The sequence below is a fragment of the Gordonia sp. (in: high G+C Gram-positive bacteria) genome, assembly GCF_047600565.1.
Taxonomy (GTDB): Bacteria; Actinomycetota; Actinomycetes; order Mycobacteriales; family Mycobacteriaceae; genus Gordonia.
Genome location: NZ_JASGKN010000001.1, coordinates 1179911 through 1204039, shown reverse-complemented (window position 1 = coordinate 1204039; position 24129 = coordinate 1179911). Strand labels below are relative to the sequence as shown.

Below are 24129 nucleotides of genomic sequence, written 5' to 3'. Positions count from 1 at the left end.
GAATCAGTCCTCATGGCATTGCGTACGCCTCCCCGGCCGGCCGGCACGCGGGGAACACAGCGATCGGGTTCGGTCCCGCCGCCGCCCACCTCGGGTGCGCGGTCGGGGGCCCCGATCGGTGGGCTCCCCGAAGGCCGCTTCGTCGGCCGTCAGCGACTGCTGGCACTGCTCGCGATCATCGTCGCGCTCGCGGTCGCCGGGCGGCTGGTCTACGTCAACGTCATCGACGCCCCGAACCTCTCCGCGCAGGCCGCACAGCAGCGTGAGGACGTCGTCACGCTGTATGCGAAGCGCGGGTCGATCCTGGACCGCAACGGCCATCCGCTCGCGTACACCGGTGAAGCACGGTCGCTGACGTTCCTGCCCAAGGCGGTCCGCAAGTCCATCGCCGAGGAACACCAGCAGAACCCGGCGCTCCCGGACGTCGACACCCGCCTCCAGCAGATCGCCACCGGCGTCTCGCAGCAGCTGGGCGGCTCGATCAGCGCCGACGACCTGCTGCAGAAGCTGAAGTCCGACGAGACCTTCCAGTACCTGGCCCGCGAGGTCACACCGGAGACCGCACGGGCCATCCGCGAGGAGTATCCGGAGGTCGGTGCCGACCCCGAGTCCATCCGCGTCTACCCGGGCGGGTCGCTGGCCGCCAACGTCGTCGGCAACGTCAACATCGACGGGAACGGCGCCAACGGCCTCGAATCGTCGCTCGACCCGATCCTCGCCGGCATGAACGGCACCGAGACCTTCGACCGCGGCTCGGACGGCGCGGTGATCCCGGGCAGCAAGCGCAACGTGCACCCGGCGATCGACGGCAAGACGGTGCAGCTGACCCTCGACAGCGACGTCCAGTGGTTCGTCCAGTCGCAGGTCAACGAGGCCAAGAAGCGTTCGGGTGCCAAGTCGGTGTCGGCGGTGGTGCTGGACGCCAAGACCGGTGAGGTCCTCGCGATGGCGAACGACAACACCTTCAACGCCTCGCTGCCGCTGTCCGAGCAGAAGAACGCGGTCACCGGCAATCCGGCGGTCACCTCGCCGTTCGAGCCGGGCTCGGTGAACAAGGTGGTGACCGCGTCCGCGGCCATCGAGAACCACCTCACCACCCCCGACGAGGTCCACCAGGTGCCCGGCCAGATCAACATGGCCGGCATCACGGTCAAGGATGCGTGGGAGCACGGCGTCATGCCGTACACGACCACCGGAATCTTCGGTAAGTCGTCGAACGTCGGAACCCTGATGCTGGCCCAGAAGGTCGGCGAACAGCGTTTCGCGGACATGCTGACCCGGTTCGGTCTCGGCACGCGCACCGACGTCGGCCTGCCCGGCGAGAGCGCCGGCGACGTGCCCGCGCTGAGCCAGTGGTCGGGCGGCTCGTTCGCCAACCTGCCGATCGGCCAGGGTCTGTCGATGACGCTGCTGCAGATGACGTCGATGTACCAGGCGATCGCCAACAACGGTCTGCGGGTGCCGCCGCGCATCCTCAAGCCGATCACCGGTGAGACGGCGGCCGGATTCTCCGCACCCCAGCCCGTGCAGGTGGTGAGCCCGGAGACCGCGACCACGGTCCGCAACATGTTCCGCGCCGTCATGCAGGACGATCCGATGGGCATCCAGAACGGCACGGGCGCCAAGGGCGCCATCGCCGGCTATCAGACGTCCGGCAAGACCGGTACCGCCCAGCAGGTCGATCCGAACTGCAACTGCTACTCCAAGTCGAGCTACAACATCACCTTCGCCGGCATCGCTCCGGCGGATGACCCGCGCTTCGTCGTCGGCATCATGATGGACAACCCGGTGCGCAGTTCGGACGGTTCGGGCGGACAGTCGGCGGCGCCGCTGTTCAGCACCGTCGGCTCCTGGCTGCTGCAGCACGAGCAGGTCCCGTTCTCGGCGACCCCCGCGCCGCGTCTGCGTCTGGAGCAATAAGCTCGGGTGTCGACCCCGTCCCGGACAGAAAGGCGACACGTAGTGGCGCAGGATTCGATCGTGCGGCCCGAGCGGCCCGCCGGAGCCCGGATCGCGCAGCTGGCCTCCGAGGCCGGCGCCCACCTGGTCGGCGACGACCGTGAGGTGACCGGTGCGACCCTGCGTGCCCAGGACGCTGCGGCCGGCGACCTGTTCGCCGCCCTGCCGGGCAGCCGCGTGCACGGCGCCCGATTCGCCGCCGATGCGGTCGCGGCCGGTGCCGTCGCCGTCCTCACCGATCCGGCCGGCCTCGAACAGGTGCAGTCCGCCGGGCTGACCGTGCCGGTGATCGTGCACGAACGTCCGCGCAGTGTGCTGGGGGCGATGTCGTCGCGGATCTACGGTGACCCGTCGCAGACGTTGACCCTGATCGGCATCACGGGCACCTCCGGCAAGACCACCACCGCCTACCTGACCGAGGCCGCGCTGCGTGCCGCCGGCCGGGTGGTGGGTCTGGTCGGGACCGTGGAGATCCGGATCGACGGTGTGCGCGTGCCGAGCTCGCTGACCACCCCCGAAGCCCCGGACCTGCAGCGTCTGTTCGCGGTGATGGTCGAGCGGGGCGTCGACACCGTCGTCATGGAGGTCTCCAGCCACGCGCTCGAGCTGGGTCGCGTCGACGGCACCCGGTTCGCGGTGGGCGGCTTCACCAATCTGTCGCAGGACCATCTGGACTTCCACCACACGATGGACGACTACTTCGACGCCAAGGCCCGGCTGTTCGGTGCGGGATCGCCGGTGCGGGCGGCCGCGGCCGTCATCTGTGTCGACGACGACTGGGGCGCCGCCATGGCCGAACGGGCGCGGGCGGGCGGCGAACCCACCCAGACGGTGTCGACCACCGGCGCCGGCGACTGGTCGGTCAGCCGGCAGCTCGCGGCGGATGCCGGTTCGACCACCGTCGAGGTGACCGGCCCGGACGGTGTGCACCACACCCTCACCGTGCCGCTGCCCGGCGCCTACAACGTCGCCAACGCGGTGCTGGCCGTCGGACTGGCAGCCGCGGCCGGGGTTCCGGCCGATACGGCGGCCGGCGGTCTCGCACTCGTCGCGGTGCCCGGTCGCCTGGAGAAGGTGGACCGCGGCCAGGACTTCCTCGCCGTCGTCGACTACGCGCACAAGCCGGCCGCCGTGGAGGCCGTGCTGGCCACCCTGTCCGGCCAGACGGACGGCTCCATCGCCGTCGTGCTCGGCGCGGGCGGCGACCGCGACACCGAGAAGCGCGCTCTGATGGGGCGTGCGGCCGTCAAGGGCGCCGACCTGGTGATCGTGACCGACGACAATCCGCGCAGCGAGGACCCGGCCGCCATCCGCGCCGCCGTCCTCAACGGTGCCACCTCGGTGACCGCTGCCGACCGGCGGGCCACCGACGTCCGTGAGATCGGCGATCGTGCCGCCGCGATCGCCGCCGCCGTGGCATGGGCCGGCAGCGGCGACGTGGTGCTGATCGCCGGCAAGGGCCACGAGACGGGCCAGGAGATCGCCGGCGTCGAGCATCCGTTCGACGACCGCGACGTACTCGGCGATGCGATCGTCGCCCGCATCGGGAGCCCCGAGTGCTGACCGTGGTCGCCGCACCCGACGGGGCCACCGTCGACGACGCCCGCCGGCTTCTGCGCGTCATGGCCTCCGCGGCCGCCGACGCCGGAGCCGGCAGCATGCACCGCGACGGGGACACCGGCGCACGCACCTGGGCGATCTTCGGTGAACTCGCCGGCGGGGGCGACGACGAGAACGCCAGGTGCGTGGAACACGATCTCCTCGGCCGGCAGGCCGTCCGGCTGGCCATCGACCAGGTGGTCGCGGTCGGCGGCGGCCGGCCGGTGCGGGCGTTGCACCAGGGCGCCGTCATGGAGGGTTCCTGGGGCGACGAGGCCGAGTTCGCCGGATCGGTGGACGAGTACCTCGCGCGTGTCGCCGCCGCGGCGGGCTCCGACGCCGCACCCCGAGACGGCGACGTCGTGCTGGTCGCCGGGGGTGACGGACTCGCTCCGTCGTTGCTGCGCCACTGGCGGGACGAGCAGTCCCTGGACGTCGTGGACGGTGCGTGATGAGCAGGATCGTGGAGCGACCCGCTAAAGTCTCTAACCGGTCAGCGCGTCATGAATGTCGGGTTCCGCGCGACCGAGACGATGAAGGGCTCAAGCAGTGACTCAGATCCTGATCGCCGGAGCGATCTCGCTGGCGGTGTCGATTCTGCTGACGCCGGTCCTGATCCGGGTGTTCTCCCAGCAGGGATTCGGCCAGGAGATCCGCGAAGAGGGACCGGAGAGCCACAAGGCCAAGCGCGGCACCCCGTCGATGGGGGGCGTCGCGATCCTGGTGGCGATGTGGGCCGGCTATCTCGGTTCGTACGTCTACAGCGCGATCCGCGGCGACGGCGGTCCGACCGCCTCCGGACTGCTGGTCCTCGGCCTGGCCACCGCGCTGGGCATCGTGGGCTTCCTCGACGACTTCATCAAGGTCCACAAGCAGCGCAACCTCGGCCTGAACAAGACCGCCAAGTCGGTGGGCCAGTTCGTGGCCGCCATCATCTTCGGTGTTCTGCTGCTCGGCTTCCGCAACGGCGCCGACCTGACTCCGGCCAGCGATCACCTGTCCTACGTGCGCGACATCGACGCGGTGTCGCTCACCTCGGTCGGCTTCGTCATCTTCTGCTGGATCGTGGTGGCCGGCTGGTCCAACGCGGTCAACTTCACCGACGGCCTGGACGGTCTGGCCGCGGGTTCGGCAGCCATGGTGATGGGCAGCTACGTGCTGATCACCACCTGGCAGTACCGCAACGCCTGCGACCCGAAGCCGTCGGCCGGCTGCTACCAGGTGCGTGATCCGCACGATCTGGCCATCGTCGCCATGGTCGCCGCCGCCGCCTGCCTCGGGTTCCTCTGGTGGAACGCCGCACCGGCCAAGATCTTCATGGGCGACACCGGTTCGCTCGCGCTCGGCGGCCTGGTGGCCGGTCTGTCGATCACCACCAAGACCGAACTGCTGATGATCGTGATCGGCGCCCTGTTCTTCGTCGAGTTCATCTCGGTGGTCATGCAGATCGCGGTGTTCCGGACGTCCGGCAAACGTCTGTTCCGGATGGCACCCATCCACCACCACTTCGAGCTGGGCGGCTGGAAGGAGACCACGGTCATCATCCGCTTCTGGCTGCTGACCGCCATCTCCTGTGCCCTCGGCCTCGGACTCTTCTACGGCGAGTTCGTCTCCCAGGCGGGCTGATGCGCGACGACGCCGATGCCCTCGCGCTGGACGGTGCCCGGGTCCTGGTGGCCGGCGCCGGCTCCACCGGAGCCTCGGCGGTGCGCGTCCTGCGCGACCAGGGTGCTGAACCGATCCTCGTCGACACCCGGTTCACCGATGCGCCCGCCGAACTGCACGGCGTCGCCGGGGTGGGTCCCGAGCGCTACGCCGCGGACACGGACTTCGCCGGCGTCGACCTGGTGGTCACCTCGCCGGGCTTCGCGCCGCACAATCCGTTCCTGACCGCGGCCGCGGCCGCCGGGATCCCGATCTGGGGCGATGTGGAACTGGCCTGGCGTCTCGATCAGGCCGGACGGACCGGTGCGCCGCGGACCTGGCTGGTGATCACCGGCACCAACGGCAAGACCACCACCACCTCGATGACCGAGGCGATCCTGGACGCGGCCGGGATCAGCGTGCTCGCCTGCGGCAACATCGGCCTGACGGTTCTCGACGCCCTGTACGCCCAGCCGCGGGCCGACGTGCTGGCCGTCGAGATGTCGTCGTTCCAGCTGCACTGGGCGCCGTCGGTCCGTCCCCGGGCCGGCGTGGTGCTCAACGTGGCCGCCGATCACCTCGACTGGCACGGATCGTTCGCCGCCTACCGTGACGCCAAGGCGCAGGTTCTGCGTGGCGACGTCGCGATCGTCGGGCTCGACGACGAGGTCGCCGGCTCGCTGCCGGCCGGCCCGGAGTCGCGGCGGGTCGGCTTCACCCTGTCGGCGCCGACCGCGGGCCAGCTCGGTATCGCCGGGCAGGGGAGTGACGGTCTGCTGGTGGATGCGGCCTTCGCCGACGACGGTGCGGTGCGCACCGATCCGCAGCCGCTCACCCTGGTGCGCGCCGACCGGATCCGGCCCGCCGGACCGTCGGGGCGCTCCGACGCGCTGGCCGCGGCCGCACTGTGCCGGGCGATCGGCGTCCCGGCCGCCGCGATCGACGCGGGCCTGAGCGGATTCGCGCCGGCAGCGCATCGCGGTCAGACCGTCGCCACGGTCGGCGGCGTCGACTTCATCGACGATTCCAAGGCCACCAATCCGCACGCGGCGCAGGCCGCGATCGACGGACACCGTCGCGTGGTGCTGATCGCCGGCGGTCTGCTGAAGGGCGCCCCGGTCGACGATCTGGTGCGTGCCAGCGCCGATCGGCTGGCCGGCGTGGTCGCCATCGGCCAGGATCGGGACCTGATCGTCGAATCTCTTGCGCGACACGCCCCACAAGTCCCAGCCGTCACAGTATTCACAGGGGACGATGGTGCCGTGAATATTCAGCGGACCGACGGGGTGCAGGTTCTTCCGGCATCGGGTGCCAGTGCAGCCGACGCCGTCATGTCGCAGGCGGTCGCCAGTGCCTGGGCACTGGCGCAGGCCGACCGGTCCGGACCCGACGCGGTCCTGCTGGCACCGGCCGCCGCCTCGCTGGACATGTTCGCCGGCTACGGCGCGCGGGGCGATTCGTTCGCCGCCGCCGCGCAGCAGCTGGCCGCCTCCTCGGAGGGCTGACGATGCGTGACGACGACACCGTCGACGACGACGTCACCCCGGTCGACGCCGACGAGTACGACACCCCGGACCCCGACGAGGAGGACGTCCTCGACGAGGCCGAGTCCGAGGGCGAACACGACGCCGACGATTCCGATGACGCCGAGGACGTCGTGGAGGACGTCGCGGAGGAGGACGTCGCGGACCCCGCGCCCCGGCGCACCCGCCGCCGTCCGGCGGCGGCACGTCCCGCATCCGCCACGCCGAGTCTGCACTTCACCATGCCGAAGATCGACGTCAAGGGCTGGGTGACCACCGCCCGGGACGGTGTCGCGAACCTCTCCGCGCGTCCGTTGACGTCGTTCCACATGGTGGTCTCGATCGCGGTGATCCTGACCGTCTTCGGCCTGATCATGGTGCTGTCGGCCTCGTCGGTCGAAGGCTTCGCCGAGCAGCACTCGGCCTACGGTGCCTTCTTCCAGCAGCTGTTCTTCGCCGTCCTCGGCTGGATCATGTTCTATCTGGCCCTGCGCCTGCCGATCCGCTTCTACCGCCGGTTCGCTCTGATGGGCGTGATCATCAGCGTGGCTCTCCTCGTGATGGTCCTGATTCCGGGAATCGGCGAGGAGCGCGGCGGCGGCCGGCGCTGGTTCGACATCGCCGGCATCTCGATCCAGCCGTCCGACATCGCCAAACTCGCGCTCTGCATTTGGGGTGCGCACGTCCTGTCCACGCGCCGCACGGTGAGCAGCTGGGGTAAGGAGCTGCTGCTGCCGCTGGTGCCGGTCACGATGCTCCTGTGCGTGCTCCTGATCCTGGAGCCCAACCAGTCGACCACCATGATCATGGCGATCATCGCCGGGGCGCTGCTGTGGTTCGCGGGCCTGCCCGGCCCGGTGTTCGCCGGCTTCGTGGCCAGCGGCCTCGCCGCCGCCGTGGTGCTGGCGTTCTCGGCGCAGTACCGCGCGGCCCGCGTGATGAGCTTCCTCGGCGGATCCGACGACCCCCTCGGCCGCGACTTCCAGGCCATGCAGGCCAAGTACGCGCTCGCCAACGGCGGAGTCTTCGGCGTCGGACTCGGCCGCAGTACCGCGAAGTGGAACTATCTGCCCAACGCGCACAACGACTTCATCTTCGCGATCATCGGCGAAGAGCTCGGCCTGATCGGTGCCCTCTCGACGGTGGGCCTGTTCCTGCTGCTGGCCTACGTCGGCATGCGGATCGCACGCCGGTCCACCGACCCGTTCCTGCGTCTGCTCACCGCGACCATCACCGTCCTGATCACCACGCAGATGTTCATCAACGTCGGCTACGTGGTCGGCATCCTGCCGGTGACCGGTATCCAGCTGCCATTGCTGTCCCAGGGCGGCACATCGATGGTCACGATGCTGATGATGCTGGGGCTGATGGCCAACGCGGCCCGGCACGAACCGCAGGCGGTCGCCGCACTGGCCGGCACCCGCCCGCGCGGCCTGGCCCGGCTGCTCAAGCTGCCGGCCCCGACGCCGTACCGCCCGCGGGCCGTCGACGTCGCCGGTGACCGGCTGGAGCGTCGTCGCACCGCCGCCGGGCGCGCCCCGGCCCGGAGCCCCGAACGCGCACCCGCGGGAGGACGCCCGCGTACCCGCCGCGCCCCGGCGCCGGCTCCCGCCCGGTCTCTGCCCCCGCTGCGCGCCGCGAACCCGCGCGCGCGAGGCACCCGCACCGACGCCCAGCGCTCCGACGAGATCCACTACGCTCGTAGACGGGCGAGCACCCGAAATCAGATGCCCGGCTCGCCGAGGCGAACGGAGTACAGGCACCGGTGAGCAGCAATACCCCGTCGGCCGGTGACGGCCTGTCGATCGTGGTCGCCGGCGGCGGCACCGCCGGGCACGTCGAACCGGCTCTGGCCGTGGCCGACGCCGTCCGGCGACTCGTCCCCGACGCCCGTGTGACCGCTCTGGGCACCGAGCGCGGCCTGGAGACCACGCTCGTTCCGGCCCGCGGCTACGACCTCGAGCTCATTCCGCCCGCACCGCTGCCGCGGAACGTGAACGCCGACCTGGTCAAGACGCCGTACCGGCTCAGCACGTCGGTGGCGGCCACGCGCAAGGTCTTGAAGAAGGTCGACGCCGACGTGGTGGTCGGTTTCGGCGGCTATGTGGCCCTGCCGGCCTACCTGGCGGCCGGCAAGCGCATCCCGGTGGTGATCCACGAGGCCAACGCCAGCGCCGGCATCGCCAACAAGATCGGTGCCCGCTTCGCCGATCGCGTCATGTCGGCCGTGCCCGACTGCGGTCTGCCCGGAGCACAGGTCGTCGGCATCCCGGTCCGCGGTTCCATCGCCACCCTCGACCGGGCGGCCACCCGCGCCGAGGCCCGTGCCTTCTTCGGTCTCGACCCCGAGGCCCCGACACTGCTGGTCTTCGGCGGCTCGCAGGGCGCTCAGCAGCTCAACGAGGCCGTGACCGGTGCCGCCGGCGCTCTCGGCGAGGCCGGGATCGGCGTGCTGCACGCCTACGGCGCCAAGAACACCATCGACCCGACGTCTCCGGCGGGGGCTCCGCCGTACGTCGGCGTCCCGTACATCGACCGCATGGACCTCGCGTACGCCGCCGCCGACCTGGTGATCTGCCGCTCCGGCGCGATGACGGTGGCCGAGATCACCGCGTCCGGCCTGCCGGCCGTCTACGTGCCGCTGCCGCACGGCAACGGCGAACAGCGCCTCAACGCACTGCCCGTCGAGCAGGCGGGGGGAGCGCTGATCGTCGACAATGCCGACATGACCGCCGACTGGATCTCCCGTGAGGTGCCCGCGCTCCTCTCGGACCCCGCCCGCCTGCAGGCGATGTCCGCGGCCTGCGCCGGCATCGGCTACCGGGAGGCGGCCGACGAGGTCGCCGGCGCCGCCGTCGAGCTGGCCACCGCCCACCGGAAGGCGCGCCGATGACCGCCCCGCACGACGTCGACCGTCCGTTGCCGCCCGAGCTCGCCCGCGTCCACATGGTGGGCATCGGCGGCGCCGGCATGTCCGGTCTGGCGCGCATCCTGCTGTCGCGGGGCGGCCAGGTCTCCGGATCGGATGCCCGCGAGAGCCAGGGCGTCAAGGCGTTGAGCGCCCGCGGCGCCACCGTCCGGGTCGGGCACGACCCGTCGGCGCTCGACCTGCTCGAGGGCGGACCGACCGTCGTGGTGACCACGCACGCGGCCATCCCGAAGGACAATCCGGAACTCGTGGAGGCCCGCGAACGAGGCATCCCGATCCTGTACCGGCCGCATGTGCTCGCCCAGCTGATGGAGGGCTACCGCACCCTTCTGATCACCGGCACGCACGGCAAGACGTCCACGACGTCGATGGCGGTCGTCGCCCTGCAGCACTGCGGCGCCGACCCGTCGTTCGCGATCGGTGGAGAGCTCAACGAGTCCGGCACCAATGCGCATCACGGCAGCGGCGAGGTGTTCGTCGCCGAGGCCGACGAGAGCGACGGCTCGTTGCTCGAATACCGGCCCGACGTGATCGTCGTGACCAACATCGAGGCCGACCACCTGGACTTCTTCGGTTCCGAGGAGGCCTACGTCAAGGTCTTCGACGACTTCGCGGAACTGCTCACCGAGGGCGGCACGCTGGTGGTGTGCCTCGACGATCCGGGCGCCGCGGCGCTGGCCGGACGACGCCACGCCGACCTGTCGGCACGCGGGGTGTCGGTCCTGGGCTACGGCACCGGTGCGCACGCCGGCCTCGCGCCGGGCGTTCCGCTCGTGGCCGAGCTGACCGATCTGACGTCGGTCGGCACCGGTGGGCGCGCCACCGTCACCCTGTCGCCGCCGCTGTCCGATCCCGAACAGACCCGGACCCTCACCGTCACGCTGCCGGGCCGGCACATGGCGCTCAACGCGCTCGGTGCGCTGGTCGGGTGCGCCGCGGTGGTGCCGGACACCGGTCTCGACGACCTCGTCGAGGGAGTGGAGAGCTTCGGCGGTGTCCACCGGCGTTTCGAGTTCCGCGGCGAAGCCGGGGGCGTGCGGGTCTACGACGACTACGCGCACCATCCGACCGAGGTACGGGCAGTGCTGACCGCGGCACGCACGATGACCGAGGGCGGTTCGCGCCGCGTGATCGCCGTCTTCCAGCCGCACCTGTACTCGCGCACCGCCGAGTTCGCCCCCGAGTTCGCCGAGGCGCTGAGCCTCGCGGACGAGGTGGTCGTCGCCGACGTGTACGGCGCCCGGGAGGATCCCGAGCCCGGGGTGACCGGCAAACTCATCTCCGATGCCGTGACCGCTCCCGCGGTGTTCGTCCCCAGCGTCTCGGACATCCCCGCGGCCGTCGCGGACCGCGCCCGCAGCGGCGACATCGTGCTGACCATCGGCGCCGGTGACATCACCATGCAGGCGCCGCCGATCCTGGACGCGCTGGACCGGTGAGTCGCTCCCGGCGACGCGGCGCCGAGCCGGAGCCGGCGCACTCGCAGAGTGCGCGTCGAGCCGCAGCGGCGGCCCGGCGTGACGACCGGCCCCGTCGCGGCCGTCGCTGGCTGCGGATCACCGGGATCGTTCTGGTCCTGGCCGCGATCGGCGGGCTGGTGGCCGCCGCCTATCTGTCACCGATCATGGCGGTCCGCAACATCGACGTCACCGGCAACACCACCGTGCCGCGCGAGGAGGTGCTCGCGCGCGCGGACGTCGCCGAGGGCACGCCCCTCCTGCAGGTGCACACCGCGGCGGTGGCCGGCCGGGTCGCCGCCATTCCGGCGGTCGAATCGGTGCGGGTGGACCGCCACTATCCGTCGGGCCTGGCGATCACCGTCACCGAACGCCGGCCGACCGCGCTGCTCGATCTCGGCGACGGGCGGCTGGGTGTGATGGACCGGATCGGCGTCGTCTACCGCGAGTTCGACAATCGGGACGCGCTGAAGGCGGGTCCGGCCGGCAAGGTCTTCGACGCGTTGCCGACGCTGTCGGTGCCGACGCCGGGGCCCAAGGACCCGACGACGCGGGCCGCCCTGACGGTGGTGGGGGATCTGCCGGACTGGCTGAGCCGGATCGTGGTCTCGGTGTCCGCATCGTCGCCGGCGGACGTGAAGCTGCAGCTGACCAAGAACCGCACCGCGGTGTGGGGCGACGATCAGCGCGATGCGGACAAGGCGGAGGCGTTGCAGCATCTGCTCACGCTGCAGGGGAGGACCTACAACGTGTCCAGCCCCGACTATCCGTCCGTCAGCTGATCAATTCGCGTGTCCTTCGGCGCGCCTCCTGGCCCCGCGGCCACCAGGTCAATAGCGTCATGCGCAACATCAGCGACTTGACATAACTATAACCCTTTGGTTGAGCTTTAGGGTTTGAATCGCAGGAAGGCACCATGACGCCACCCCACAACTACCTGGCCGTCATCAAGGTCGTCGGTATCGGCGGCGGCGGCGTCAATGCCGTCAACCGGATGATCGAGCAGGGTCTGAAGGGTGTTGAGTTCATCGCCATCAACACCGATGCGCAGGCGCTGCTGATCAGCGACGCCGACGTCAAGCTCGACATCGGCCGCGACTCGACCCGCGGTCTCGGCGCCGGCGCCAACCCCGAGGTGGGGCGCAAGGCCGCCGAGGACGCGCGCGACGAGATCGAGGACCTGCTGCAGGGCGCCGACATGGTCTTCGTGACCGCCGGCGAGGGCGGCGGCACCGGCACCGGTGGTGCACCGGTGGTCGCCAGCATCGCCCGCAAGCTCGGTGCGCTGACCGTCGGTGTGGTCACCCGCCCGTTCTCCTTCGAGGGCAAGCGGCGCGGCGGCCAGGCCGACGAGGGTATCGCGGCGCTGCGCGAATCCTGCGACACGCTGATCGTGATCCCGAACGACCGCCTGCTGCAGCTCGGCGACGCCCAGGTCAGCCTGATGGACGCGTTCCGCAGCGCCGACGAGGTGCTCCTCAACGGCGTTCAGGGCATCACCGACCTGATCACCACCCCGGGCCTCATCAACGTCGACTTCGCCGACGTCAAGGGCGTCATGAGCGATGCCGGCAGCGCCCTGATGGGTATCGGTGCCGCGCGCGGCGAGGACCGGGCCCGCAAGGCCGCCGAGGCCGCCATCAACTCGCCGCTGCTGGAGGCCTCGATGGAGGGCGCCAAGGGCGTGCTGCTGTCGATCGCCGGCGGCAGCGACCTGGGCCTGTTCGAGATCAACAACGCCGCCAGCCAGGTGCAGGAGGCGGCTCACGAGGACGCCAACATCATCTTCGGCACGGTGATCGACGACAACCTCGGCGACGAGGTCCGCGTCACCGTCATCGCCGCCGGATTCGAGGGCGGAGCGCCGCGCAAGCGTTCGGACGCGGGTAAGGCGCTGGGTTCGGTCGAGTCCGGCACCGCCGGTGCGGTGTCGACCGCACCGAGCGACGATCCGCTGTTCGGCTCGGCGTCGTCGACGTCCGCGGCGCAGCGATCGGGTGACCCGTTCGCCGACACCCCGCGCCGCAACTCGGTGCGCATCGACGACGACGAGGTCGACGTCCCCGACTTCATGAAGTGATGACCGACGCGTGGCGCGTACGACGCGCCGTGACCAGCCGGGCGGGAGGCGTCTCGACGGCCCCGTACGACACGTTCAATCTCGGCGACCACGTCGGGGACGACCCGGCCGCCGTCGCTGAGAACCGGGCCCGTCTGGCTCGTGACCTCGGCGTGGATCCCGGCCGCATGGTGTGGATGGAACAGATCCACAGCCGCACCGTGACCGTCGTCGACGGTCCGGTGGACGCGCCCGTTCCCGCGACCGACGCTCTGGTGACCACGCAGCCGGATCTCGCGCTGGTGGTGGTGACCGCGGACTGCGTTCCGCTGCTGCTCAGTGACGACGAGGCCGGTGTGATCGCGGCCGTCCACGCCGGCCGGATCGGTGCCCGGATCGGGATCGTGCCCGCCACCCTCGAAGCGATGTACGCCCTCGGTGCGAAGCCGGAACGGATCGGCGCGCTCCTCGGTCCGGCCGCGTCGGGTGAGCAGTACGAGGTGCCGCCGGAGATGCAGCGCGACGTCGAGCAGCATCTGCCCGGCAGTGCGTGCACCACGGCGAAGGGCACGACCGGTCTGGACCTGCGCGCCGGGATCTCCCGCCAGCTGCTGGAGGCCGGCGTGGCCGCGGTCGCGCAGGATCCGCGGTGCACGATCACCGATCAGGATCTCTTCAGTCATCGGCGCGGTGCACCGACCGGCCGGCTCGCGTCGGTGATCTGGATGGACACCGCCGCGGCGGATCCGTCGGCATGAGCGACGATCCGCGCCGCGACGAGCTCGCGCGGTCGTTGACGGCCGCCCGCGACCGGGTGGCCGCGGCCGAGATCGCCGCCGCGCGGCCGGCGGGCAGCGTGACTCTGCTGGTGGTCACCAAGTTCTTTCCCGCGCAGGACATGCTGCGTCTCCTGGATCTGGGTGCCGACGAGTTCGGTGAGAACCGTGAACCGGAGGCCGGCCGGAAGGTCGCCGAGGTCCGCGCCGAGCGTCCGCAGGCCGGCTTCGCGGTCGACATGATCGGGTCCGTGCAGCGCAAGAAGGCTCGGACGGTGGCCCGCTGGGCCCGCCGCGTCCACTCGGTCGACTCGCCCGAACTGGCGGACGCTCTGGCCGCGGGGGCCCGCCGTGCCCGTGACGAGGGTGCGCGCACCGATCGGCTCGGCGTGCTGCTGCAGGTCAGTCTCGACGGTGACATCCATCGTGGGGGAGTGCCGGAGCAGGGCCTCGACCGGCTGGCCGGTCATGTGGCGGACCTCGACGACGACCTGCGCCTGGACGGGCTGATGGTGATCGCGCCGCTCGACGGCGACGCCGAGGCGCACATGGCGCACATGGCGCGGATCCGTGAGGGCTTCGTCGACCACCATCCGCAGGCGACGGAGCTGTCGGCCGGCATGTCCGGCGACCTGGAAGCCGCGATCGCACACGGATCGACTTGTGTGCGTGTCGGAACCGCGATCATGGGCCCGCGCCCGATAACCTCACCGTAGTCACATTGGTCACAGCAGAACCATCACGACGATCTTGGAAGGCAATCCGATGACGACGATGCAGAAGTTCAAGGCATATTTCGGCATGGTGCCTCCGAGCGAGTACGACGACGACTACCTGGCCGATCCGATGACCGACGGCCTGGAGGGTCACGACGGCATGGATCCCCGCGAGCGCCGCTACATGGAGCGCTACCGCGGCGGCCAGGACGAGCCGTACTACGACGACTACGCCGACGACGGTTATGCGGACGGCTACGCCGACGACACCCGCTTCGCGCCCGATGAGAACGCCGGCCCGCTGCGCCGCTCGCCGATGGCCGAGCCCGCACCGCGCCTCGCACCGCTCTCGCGCGGTGCCGGCATGCCGGTCCGCGGCGCCAACGCGCTCGCTCCGCAGTCGCGCGGCGACATCATGGCGGAGGCCGCCGGCCGCATCACCACGCTCCGCCCGGCCGACTACGCCGAGGCCCGCACCATCGGCGAGCGTTTCCGCTCGGGCGATCCGGTGATCATCGACCTCGTGGACATGAACAACGACGAGGCCAAGCGCCTGGTCGACTTCGCCGCCGGTCTGGTCTTCGCGCTGCGCGGTTCCTTCGACAAGGTGGCGACCAAGGTGTTCCTGCTGTCGCCGGCCGGTGTCGAGGTCACCCCCGAGGATCGCCGCCGCATCGCCGAGTCGGGTTTCTCCGGACAGCACTGAAGGCCCGGATCGACAGGTCTGAGCCGGAACTGGCACTCTTGACGACGTGGGCAATTTCCTCTGGATCGTCTATCTGATCCTCTTCCTGTACTGGCTGCTGCTGATCGGCCGGATGGTCCTGGAGATCGTGCAGTCCATCGCCCGGCACTGGCGTCCGCGCGGTGCGGTGGTCGTGGTCGTGGAGACGATCTTCACGCTGACCGATCCGCCGGTGAAACTGCTTCGGCGGGTGCTCAAGCCGATCGATCTGGGATCGGTGCGACTGGATTTGTCCCTGTTTCTGGTGTTAATCGTGGTGACGATCGGAATGCGTCTCGCCCTGAGCGGCGCCGCTTCTCTGGCGCCTCTCTGAGGCCGCGGAAACGCGTATCACACCAGTTCAGCGATGTAACCGAGGTCACGTCGAGGGCGGCATCGACGCCGGATCGATACCCGAATCAGGTGGAGATTCAGTCGCGAACGTGCTGCGGGCACGCAACGAGACTTGGTCCTGCTGTGACAAGATGAGACGCTAGTTACGCAGTGCTACTGGTATTAATAGAACTGCGACCAGATTTCGACCGGGCGTTCCGATGGGTCGCTCGAAGACCAAAGGGGAAACCGAAATGCGGCTGACACCAGCTGATGTGCACAACGTCGCGTTCAGTAAACCGCCGATCGGTAAGCGGGGGTACAACGAGGACGAGGTCGATCAGTTCCTCGACTTCGTGGAGGCCGAGCTCGCGCGGTTGCTCGACGAGAACGCCGACCTGCGTCAGCGGTGCAACGAACTCGAGGGCGAACTCGCCGAGGCGCGATCGGGCGGGGGATCCGATCGCACGCAGGCGTTCGTCCAGCAGCCGGCGGCTCCCGAGGCGCCGACGATGGCCGCTCCGATCGCTCCGGTGCCCGCACCGGCACCCGTGGCCCCGGCGGCCGGCGACGTCGACGAAGACGCCGGCATCCGCGCCGCCCGCATCCTGGGCCTGGCGCAGGACACCGCCGACCGTGTGACCGCCAGCGCGCGCAGCGAGGCCGAGTCGCTTCTGACCGACGCCCGCCAGCGCAGCGACGCCATGATCGCCGAGGCGCAGGCTCAGGCCGACGCCACCGTCAACGACGCCAACCAGCGTTCGGAGGCCCTGCTCGCCGACGCGCAGACCCGCGCCGAGGTGCAGGTCCGCCAGGCGCAGGAGCGCGCCGACTTCCTGCAGCGCGACGCGGAGCAGAAGCACAGCGAGATCATGGCCACCGTCAACCAGCAGCGTGCGGTCCTCGACGGCCGTATCGAGCAGCTCAAGAACTTCGAGCGCGAGTACCGCACCCGCCTCAAGGCCTACCTGGAGAGCCAGCTCGACGAACTGCAGCAGCGTGGCAGCGCCGCCCCGGTCGATGCCGGTCAGGCATACGCGCCGGAGGCCGGCTACCCGCAGGGCTGAGGCGTAAGAGATGCTGACCCTGGCACTGGCTGCGACCCTCGTCGGGTTCGGCCTCCTGATCGTCGCCCTCGTCACCGGTACCTTCTGGCTTGCGGTGGCCTGCATCGCCGTGTGCGTGCTGGGTCTGGTGATCCTGCTGATCGACGCGTTGCGCGCGAACCGCGGTGCATCCGTCGACGACGAGCCGCTGTTCACGATCAAGGGCCGGCATCCGCACACCGACGATCCGCTGATCGCCGACGACCATTCGTCTGACGCGGCCGACGCCTCGGCCGCCGAAGCCGCGCTGGCCGCGGGCCAGGGAGCGCTCACCGCCGGGCCCCGGGGCCCGCTGGACACCAGCTCGTTCGACCCGGGTGGTGCGGATTCGTTCGCCACCGTCGCGGGTCCGGCCGAGCAGCCGTCGCCGTTCCGCCGCCCGGATCAGCCGCTCAGCGCCCCGACTCCGCCGACTCCTCCGGCCCCGTCGGCTCCTCCGGCAGCCCCGGTGGCACCCACGCCGCCGCCGGCCGCTCAGGCGCCGATCAAGGCTCCGGCGCCGTCCACCGGCGATGTCAGCGACTACGTCCGTTCGGTGACCGGTCAGGTTCCGAAGGTGACCACCGGTCAGGTTCCCCGCGTCGGCACCACCGGACAGGTTCCGAGGGTCGGCGACACCGGCCCGGTTCCGCCCGTCGAGACCGGACCTGTCTGGCCGCCGGCCGACGAGCCGCTGGCCCGCCCGACCAAGGCCGACGTGACCGAGCCCGCTGATGTCCCGGTCCCGGCAGAGCCTGCGCCCGCGTCGCCGGCCGCTCCGCCCGCCGCGTCCAATCCGTACGTGGGACGTCGTCGTGCGCGTGAGCCGGAGTTCCAGGCACCCCCGCAGCCGGCACCCGCGCAGCCGGCGCCCCAGCAGCAGATGCCGCCGGTCGCGCCGTCTCAGCAGACGCCGCCGCTGCCGGAGATCGACCGCAACGATCCGCTGGGCCTGGGCGCCCGCGCGGCCGCGCCGGCCGCACCGAACGCGCCGGCCGCACCGACCCCGCCGCCGGCACCGATGCCGGCCTCGCCGGATCCGTCGGCGCCCCAGGTTCCGGCCGACCGCGCCGTACCGCAGACGCCGCCCGCCGCGCCTGAGCAGCCTGCTCCGATCCAGGCGCCGGCGTCGTCGGATTCGGTCGTCATCCACGACCACACGGGCCCCCTGCCCAAGATCGCCTACGTCGACGACGGCGAGTAGACTTCTAGACCAGCAGCGACGATCCGGCCATCACCGGGGAGCTCCCGGAAGAACCGGACCCGCCGAGTGCGGACGTCCCCAGTAGACCCGGGCGGGTGCGGCCCGACACAGCCGCCGGAGATCACCCGGTCACCCGGGGGTCTTCACCGAGAGGCACGCTCAGCGTGCAAGCGGGGTGGTACCGCGCGATCGCCGAGAACGGCGCCGCGTCCCCGTGCCCGACACGGCACGAGGAGACGCACACGATGTCCCAGCCCGACAAGGCACGCGCTTACCCGATCGTCGACCTGACCGGCGGCACCGGGCCCGGCGCCCCGTCGTTCCCGGATCTGGAGGAGAAGGTCCTCGACTACTGGGACCACGACGGCACCTTCGCGGCCTCGATCGCCAACCGTGCCGACGCCCCCGAGTTCGTCTTCTACGACGGCCCGCCGTTCGCGAACGGTCTGCCGCACTACGGCCATCTGCTGACCGGCTATGTCAAGGACATCGTTCCGCGCTACCAGACGATGCGCGGTAAGCGCGTCGAACGCCGCTTCGGGTGGGACACCCACGGCCTGCCCGCCGAACTCGAAGCCGAGCGGCAGCTGGGGATCACCGACAAGTCGGAGATCGAGACGATGGGTGTCGAGAAGTTCAACGACTACTGCCGTGATTCGGTGCTGCGCTACACCGGGGAGTGGCGCAACTATGTCACCCGTCAGGCGCGCTGGGTGGACTTCGACAACGACTACAAGACGCTTGATCTGAGTTTCATGGAGTCGGTGATGTGGGCGTTCAAACGTCTGCACGAGAAGGGCCTGATCTACCAGGGATACCGTGTGCTGCCGTACTCCTGGTACGAGCAGACGCCGCTGTCGAATCAGGAGGCCAAGCTCGACGACGCCTACCGGATGCGTCAGGATCCGGCGCTGACCGTGACGATGCCGTTGACGGCACCCGGTTCGGCTCTGGACGGCGTGAACGCTCTCATCTGGACCACCACGCCGTGGACGCTGCCGTCGAACCTGGCGATCGCGGTGCACCCGGACACCGAGTACTCGCATGTGCGTACCTCCGGCGGCGACGACTACCTGCTGGCGTCGGCGCTGGTCGGCGCGTACGCCAAGGAACTCGGATCATCCGAGGACGGCGAGACGGAGATCGTCGGCACCTACCGGGGCAGTGACCTGGCGGGACTGAGCTACACGCCGCCGTTCGACTTCTTCCTCGGCCACCCGAACTCGCACAAGATCCTCACCGCCGACTACGTGACCACCGACAGCGGCACCGGTGTGGTGCATCTGGCGCCCGCGTTCGGCGAGGAGGACATGGACGTCGCGACGGCGAACGGGATCGAGGTGGTGCAGCCGCTCGATCCGGGTGGCCGTTTCACCGACCAGGTTCCGCCGTACGAGGGCCAGATGGTGTTCGACGCCAACCCGAACATCATCAAGGACCTCAAGGAGTCCGGACGTGTGCTGCGGCACGAGACCATCGAGCACTCCTACCCGCATTCCTGGCGTTCCGGCCAGCCGCTGATCTACATGGCGGTGCCGTCGTGGTTCGTGAAGGTCACCGACATCAAGGACCGAATGCTGGAGCTCAACCAGGAGATCACCTGGTCGCCGGCTCACATCAAGGACGGCCAGTTCGGTAGGTGGCTGGAGGGCGCCAAGGATTGGAACATCAGCCGCAACCGGTATTGGGGTGCGCCGATCCCGGTGTGGGTGTCGGACGATCCCGCCTACCCCCGGGTGGACGTGTACGGCAGCCTGGACGATCTGGAGCGCGACTTCGGGGTGCGCCCGGACAATCTGCATCGCCCGTACATCGACGAGCTGACCCGCCCGAATCCGGACGATCCGACCGGGACGTCGACCATGCGACGGGTGCCGGAGGTCCTGGACTGCTGGTTCGAGTCCGGTTCGATGCCGTACGCCCAGGTGCACTACCCGTTCGAGAACACGGACTGGTTCGACGGCGGCAACGGCGAGACCGCCCACAATCCGGGCGATTTCATCGTCGAATACAACGGTCAGACGCGCGGCTGGTTCTACAACCTGCACGTGCTGGCGACCGCTCTGTTCGACCGGCCGGCGTTTAAGACGGTGGCCGCCCACGGCATCGTGCTGGGCGACGACGGCCAGAAGATGAGCAAGAGCAAGCGGAACTATCCGGACGTCAACGAGGTCTTCGACCGTGACGGCTCGGATGCCATGCGCTGGTTCCTGATGGCGAGCCCGATCCTGCGGGGCGGCAATCTGGTCGTCACCGAACGCGGTATCCGTGAGGGTGTACGCCAGGCGCTGCTGCCGATGTGGAACGCCTACAGCTTCCTGCAGCTGTATGCGGACCGTCCGGCCACCTGGCGGACCGATTCGCAGAACGTCCTGGACCGGTACATCCTCGCGAAGCTGGCCGTCACCCGCGACGAGATCACCGAGGCGCTCGACACCTACGACATCGCGGGCGCCTGCGAAAGCTTCCGGGTGTTCTGCGAGTCGTTGACCAACTGGTACGTGCGGCGCTCCCGCGCCCGGTTCTGGGCCGGCCAGGACGCCGATCCGGACGCCTTCGACACCCTGTACACGGTGCTCGAGGTGGCGGGCCGTCTCGCCGCCCCGCTGCTGCCGCTGGCGACGGAGGCCATGTGGCGTGGTCTGACCGGTGGCCGGTCGGTCCATCTCACCGATTGGCCGGAGGCCGGCGACCTGCCGGCGGACCCCGATCTGGTGGCTGCGATGGATGAGGTCCAGTCGGTGTGTTCGACGGCGTCGAGTGTCCGCAAGGCCAACAAGCTGCGCGTCCGGCTGCCGTTGCAGACGCTGACCGTGGCGTCGCCGACCGCGCAGCGGCTGGCGCCGTTCACCGATCTGATCGCCGACGAGATGAACGTCAAGAAGGTGGAGCTGTCCACCGACGTCGACGCCTACGGCAAGGTCGAGGTGGCGGTCAACGCCCGTGCGGCCGGTCCGCGGATCGGCAAGGACGTGCAGCGGGTCATCAAGGCCGTCAAGTCCGGCGACTACGAACTGACGACCGTCGACGGCGAGCCCGTCGTGGTGGCCGACGGCATCGAGCTGCGCGGGGAGGAGTTCACCCGCAAGCTGGTGGCGGCGTCACCGGATTCGACGGCCGAACTGCCGAGCGGCACCGGCCTGGTGGTCCTGGACACCATGGTCACCCCGGAACTCGAAGCCGAGGGCTGGGCGAAGGACCGGGTCCGCGAGCTGCAGGAGGCCCGCCGCAACCTGGGTCTGGACGTCTCGGACCGGATCACGGTGCGTCTCGTCGTCCCGGCCGACAAGGCGGACGTCGCCGAGACGCACGCCGGACTGATCGCCGGCGAGATCCTGGCGACGACGTTCGACGTGGCGACCGGCGACGCCGGCGCCATCGAGCTGGGTGACGGGGTCAGCGCGGACGTCGCCAAGGCGTGACTCAGCCGAGGTCGTCGGCCGATTCCACGACGACTCCGTACAGGTCGTTGATGGTGGCGAGGGCGCTTCGGTGAAGCTCTGCAGCGGTCACGGCGCCGGCCGCACTCTGTAGAGGACGGGTGGCGCAGGCGTCGGCGACGACCGTCACCGCAGATCCATGGAGGAAGCCGCCCTCCGAGGTGAACGTGACGCACATGTGGGTCATGAATCCGATCACGATCACATTCGCGTGGCCGGCCTCATCGACCAGTTCTCCGAGATCGGTGCCGACGAAGGCGTTCGGTGCAGTCTTGACGACGATCGGTTCGCCGGTCACCGGCGCGACGCTCGGATGGATGGCGCCGATGTCCGTGTGAATGTCGTACGGGGATCCGGGGCCGCCGTCGTGAACCACATGGATCACCGGCGTGCCCGCCGCACGTGCGCGACGCAGGAGATCGGCGGCAGCGTCGAGGGCCGGAGCCCAGCCCTCGAGTTCCATCACGCCTCGGGTGTAGGTGTTCTGGTAGTCGACGAGTATCAGGGTCGATTCGGTCGGTACAGCCGGGGTGCGGTTGAGGCCGTTGATGTCGCGGAGCGTTGTCGTTGTCATGGGTTCTACGCTAGGAACCGAACAGAATGTCGGCAATGACATGGAACCCGCAGAAAACGACATGATGTCTTCGTGGTCGGCGGCGAAGAGGAGAGTGGTGACGGTGACATCGCGGTTGATCGTCGTGGCGCTGTTCGATCGGGTCGATCTGCTCGATGTGACCGGGCCGCCGGAAGTGTTCTCCCTGCTGCAGCGGGAGATGACCGAACCGACAGGTTACGAGGTGGTTCTCGCGGCGCCGACGGCCGAGCCGGTCGAGACGTCCGCCGGTGTTCGCGTGCTCCCGGATGCGACGTTCGACCAGGTGGCTCGGCGTCGCATCGACACGTTGATCGTGCCGGGGTCGGTGGACATCGATGAGCGGCGACGGGTGCGTGCGCTCGCCGACCCGGTGATCGTCGACTGGGTGCAACGGTTGGCACCACGCGCGAGGCGCGTCGCATCCGTGTGCGTAGGTGCTCACGTTCTGGCCGGTGCCGGACTGCTGGAGGGCCGGCGTGCGACGACGCACTGGTCGACGGCCGATCAGCTGGCGCGGGAACATCCCGAGGTGTCCGTCGACCCGGACCCGATCTTCATCCGCGACGGTGACGTGTGGACCGGTGCGGGCTTGACGGCCTGCCTGGACTTGAGCCTCGCGCTGGTTGCCGAGGACTTCGGCCAGGAGTATGCGCTGCGCGTGGCACGGAATCTGGTGATGTTTCTCCAACGGCCCGGCGGACAGAGTCAGTTCAGCGTGGCACTCGACCCGGTGTCGACGACCCGGCGAGTGGAGGACATCCGGCAGTACATCGCCGCACATCTGGCAGACCCGCTGACCGTCCCCGGTCTCGCGGAGCAACTGCACGTCAGTGATCGTCAACTCACCCGCATCTTCAAGACGGAACTCGGTACGACCCCGGCGGCCTACATCGAATCCGTGCGCGTGGAGGCGGCCCGGAACAGGCTCGAGAACAGTGACGACACACTCGACCGGATAGCGGGCGCCTGCGGGTTCGGTTCTGTGGACACACTCGCGCGGGCGTTTCGGAGGCGGGTCGGCGTGACGCCCACCGAGTACCGGCATCGGTTCCGGGCGGTCTCAGACGGCTGATTCCGCCCGCAGTCCGGCGACGGCGACCGGTTCGGGGTATCGGGCCGGCAGGTCGTCGCCCGACGATTCGCCGCGCAGCCGCCGCCCGATCCACGGTGCAAGGAAGTCCTTCGCCCAGGCGGCGTCCCCGGCGATCCGTTGCCGGCGCGACTGGACCGGGACGTCGGGGAGGGGCAGCGGTGCCAGCGAATGCGGCACACCGAGGGCATCGAGCACGGCGATCGCCATGCGCTGGTGTCCCGCCGGTGACATGTGGAGCCGATCCACGGCCCACATGCGCGGGTCCTGGAAGTCGCGGATGCGCCAGTAGTCGACCAGTACGGTGCCGTGGCGGTCGGCGATCTCCCGCATGCCCTCGGCGAGGATCGCGAAGCGTCCGCGCAGCGCACCGAAGATCGGGACGTCGCCGGTGTCGTGCGGGGTGAAGATCGCGACCGTCGCTCCGGTGCCGACCAGCGTGGCCACCGCGGCGTCGTAGTAGTTCAGCAGGTCGTCGAAGTCGACGGTGGGCCGCAGCACATCGTTGCCGCCGGCGTGCACCGTCACCAGGTCCGGCGCCATGGCGATCGCCGGATCGACCTGCCGATCCACGATGGGCTTGAGTTTGAGGCCCCGGATCGCGAGGTTCGCGTACTCGACGCCGCCGAACGCCTCATCCAGCGCGTACGCGACCCGGTCGGCCCAGCCGCGCACACCGTTCGGGAGGCTGGGATCGTCGTCTCCGACGCCTTCGGTGAACGAGTCGCCGAGGGCGACGTAACGGGAGAAGGTCACGGGAGGAGAGGCTACGCCGCGCTCAGGAGATCTACCCTGGGGGCATGTCCGACGACCTGGAACGCGTCCAGCGCTGGGTGGCCTCCGGCGGACACGTCCGGATGTCCGCTGCCCGCGACGACGCCACCGTGATCACCCTGATCACCTGCGACGGCGGCGAAGAGATGGACCGATTCGTCACCCGCGACCCGTCCATCGTCAGCTGGTGCGAACAGCACGATGCGTGAACGCGTCGCCCGG

Annotated in this window: 21 protein-coding genes; 19 read left to right on the top strand and 2 right to left on the bottom strand. The window is 69.9% G+C overall.

Features of this window, described 5'->3' with window-relative positions:
• Positions 1-12 precede the first annotated feature (12 nt).
• The 17 genes from QM774_RS05785 (at position 13) to ileS (ending at position 21430) form a co-directional block, all read left to right on the top strand.
• On the top strand, positions 13-1920 hold the full coding sequence (locus QM774_RS05785; protein WP_414974972.1) for a peptidoglycan D,D-transpeptidase FtsI family protein: 1908 nt from the start codon (positions 13-15) through the stop codon (positions 1918-1920).
• Between the two features lie 42 nt (positions 1921-1962).
• Complete coding sequence (locus tag QM774_RS05780; protein WP_414974971.1) at positions 1963-3522, top strand: UDP-N-acetylmuramoyl-L-alanyl-D-glutamate--2,6-diaminopimelate ligase; 1560 nt, start codon at positions 1963-1965, stop codon at positions 3520-3522.
• A complete protein-coding gene (locus QM774_RS05775; protein WP_414974970.1) occupies positions 3516-4010 on the top strand; it encodes a UDP-N-acetylmuramoyl-tripeptide--D-alanyl-D-alanine ligase in 495 nt (164 codons plus the stop codon). Before QM774_RS05780 ends, QM774_RS05775 begins: the two co-directional genes overlap by 7 nt.
• A 97-nt stretch (positions 4011-4107) precedes the next feature.
• Entirely contained in the window at positions 4108-5184 is a 1077-nt protein-coding gene (gene mraY, locus QM774_RS05770; protein ID WP_414974969.1) for a phospho-N-acetylmuramoyl-pentapeptide-transferase, read from the top strand.
• Positions 5184-6707 carry a UDP-N-acetylmuramoyl-L-alanine--D-glutamate ligase gene (gene murD / locus QM774_RS05765; protein WP_414974968.1) on the top strand — a complete coding sequence of 508 codons (1524 nt, stop codon included), beginning with the start codon at positions 5184-5186 and terminating at the stop codon, positions 6705-6707. The genes mraY and murD overlap by 1 nt, the downstream gene beginning before the upstream one ends.
• Before the next feature lie 2 nt (positions 6708-6709).
• Positions 6710-8494: a putative lipid II flippase FtsW gene (gene ftsW / locus QM774_RS05760; protein WP_414974967.1), complete on the top strand. Its 1785-nt coding sequence runs from the start codon at positions 6710-6712 to the stop codon at positions 8492-8494.
• On the top strand, positions 8491-9618 hold the full coding sequence (murG, locus tag QM774_RS05755; RefSeq protein ID WP_414974966.1) for an undecaprenyldiphospho-muramoylpentapeptide beta-N-acetylglucosaminyltransferase: 1128 nt from the start codon (positions 8491-8493) through the stop codon (positions 9616-9618). The genes ftsW and murG overlap by 4 nt, the downstream gene beginning before the upstream one ends.
• Positions 9615-11093 (top strand): UDP-N-acetylmuramate--L-alanine ligase, encoded by a 1479-nt coding sequence (gene murC / locus QM774_RS05750; RefSeq protein ID WP_414974965.1) that lies wholly within the window; start codon positions 9615-9617, stop codon positions 11091-11093. The genes murG and murC overlap by 4 nt, the downstream gene beginning before the upstream one ends.
• The gene (locus QM774_RS05745) at positions 11090-11893 is read left to right on the top strand and encodes a cell division protein FtsQ/DivIB (RefSeq protein ID WP_414974964.1); all 804 of its coding nucleotides are present in this window, start codon (positions 11090-11092) and stop codon (positions 11891-11893) included. Before murC ends, QM774_RS05745 begins: the two co-directional genes overlap by 4 nt.
• 134 nt (positions 11894-12027) lie before the next feature.
• Positions 12028-13191 carry a cell division protein FtsZ gene (gene ftsZ, locus QM774_RS05740; RefSeq protein ID WP_414974963.1) on the top strand — a complete coding sequence of 388 codons (1164 nt, stop codon included), beginning with the start codon at positions 12028-12030 and terminating at the stop codon, positions 13189-13191.
• The gene (gene pgeF / locus QM774_RS05735) at positions 13191-13928 is read left to right on the top strand and encodes a peptidoglycan editing factor PgeF (protein WP_414974962.1); all 738 of its coding nucleotides are present in this window, start codon (positions 13191-13193) and stop codon (positions 13926-13928) included. The genes ftsZ and pgeF overlap by 1 nt, the downstream gene beginning before the upstream one ends.
• The gene (locus QM774_RS05730) at positions 13925-14662 is read left to right on the top strand and encodes a YggS family pyridoxal phosphate-dependent enzyme (RefSeq protein ID WP_414974961.1); all 738 of its coding nucleotides are present in this window, start codon (positions 13925-13927) and stop codon (positions 14660-14662) included. Before pgeF ends, QM774_RS05730 begins: the two co-directional genes overlap by 4 nt.
• 49 nt (positions 14663-14711) lie before the next feature.
• Complete coding sequence (locus QM774_RS05725; protein ID WP_414974960.1) at positions 14712-15368, top strand: cell division protein SepF; 657 nt, start codon at positions 14712-14714, stop codon at positions 15366-15368.
• Positions 15369-15414: 46 nt separating this feature from the next.
• On the top strand, positions 15415-15720 hold the full coding sequence (locus tag QM774_RS05720) for a YggT family protein (RefSeq protein WP_414974959.1): 306 nt from the start codon (positions 15415-15417) through the stop codon (positions 15718-15720).
• Between the two features lie 253 nt (positions 15721-15973).
• Positions 15974-16786: a DivIVA domain-containing protein gene (locus tag QM774_RS05715; RefSeq protein WP_414974958.1), complete on the top strand. Its 813-nt coding sequence runs from the start codon at positions 15974-15976 to the stop codon at positions 16784-16786.
• Positions 16787-16796: 10 nt separating this feature from the next.
• Positions 16797-18008, top strand: a complete 1212-nt coding sequence (locus QM774_RS05710; protein ID WP_414974957.1) for a hypothetical protein — start codon at positions 16797-16799, stop codon at positions 18006-18008.
• Between the two features lie 245 nt (positions 18009-18253).
• Complete coding sequence (ileS, locus tag QM774_RS05705; protein ID WP_414974956.1) at positions 18254-21430, top strand: isoleucine--tRNA ligase; 3177 nt, start codon at positions 18254-18256, stop codon at positions 21428-21430.
• Between the two features lies 1 nt (position 21431).
• On the opposite strand, the gene QM774_RS05700 is transcribed toward ileS, so the two are convergent.
• On the bottom strand, positions 21432-22022 hold the full coding sequence (locus QM774_RS05700; RefSeq protein WP_414974955.1) for an isochorismatase family protein: 591 nt from the start codon (positions 22020-22022) through the stop codon (positions 21432-21434).
• On the opposite strand from QM774_RS05700, the gene QM774_RS05695 reads away from it, so the two are divergent.
• Entirely contained in the window at positions 21997-23115 is a 1119-nt protein-coding gene (locus tag QM774_RS05695) for a GlxA family transcriptional regulator (protein ID WP_414976600.1), read from the top strand. The genes QM774_RS05700 and QM774_RS05695 overlap by 26 nt on opposite strands.
• Here the strand turns inward: QM774_RS05695 and QM774_RS05690 are convergent.
• Positions 23104-23889: an SGNH/GDSL hydrolase family protein gene (locus QM774_RS05690; RefSeq protein WP_414974954.1), complete on the bottom strand. Its 786-nt coding sequence runs from the start codon at positions 23887-23889 to the stop codon at positions 23104-23106. The genes QM774_RS05695 and QM774_RS05690 overlap by 12 nt on opposite strands.
• Before the next feature lie 44 nt (positions 23890-23933).
• Between QM774_RS05690 and QM774_RS05685 the strand changes: the two genes are divergently transcribed.
• A complete protein-coding gene (locus QM774_RS05685; protein WP_414974953.1) occupies positions 23934-24116 on the top strand; it encodes a hypothetical protein in 183 nt (60 codons plus the stop codon).
• Positions 24117-24129 lie beyond the last annotated feature (13 nt).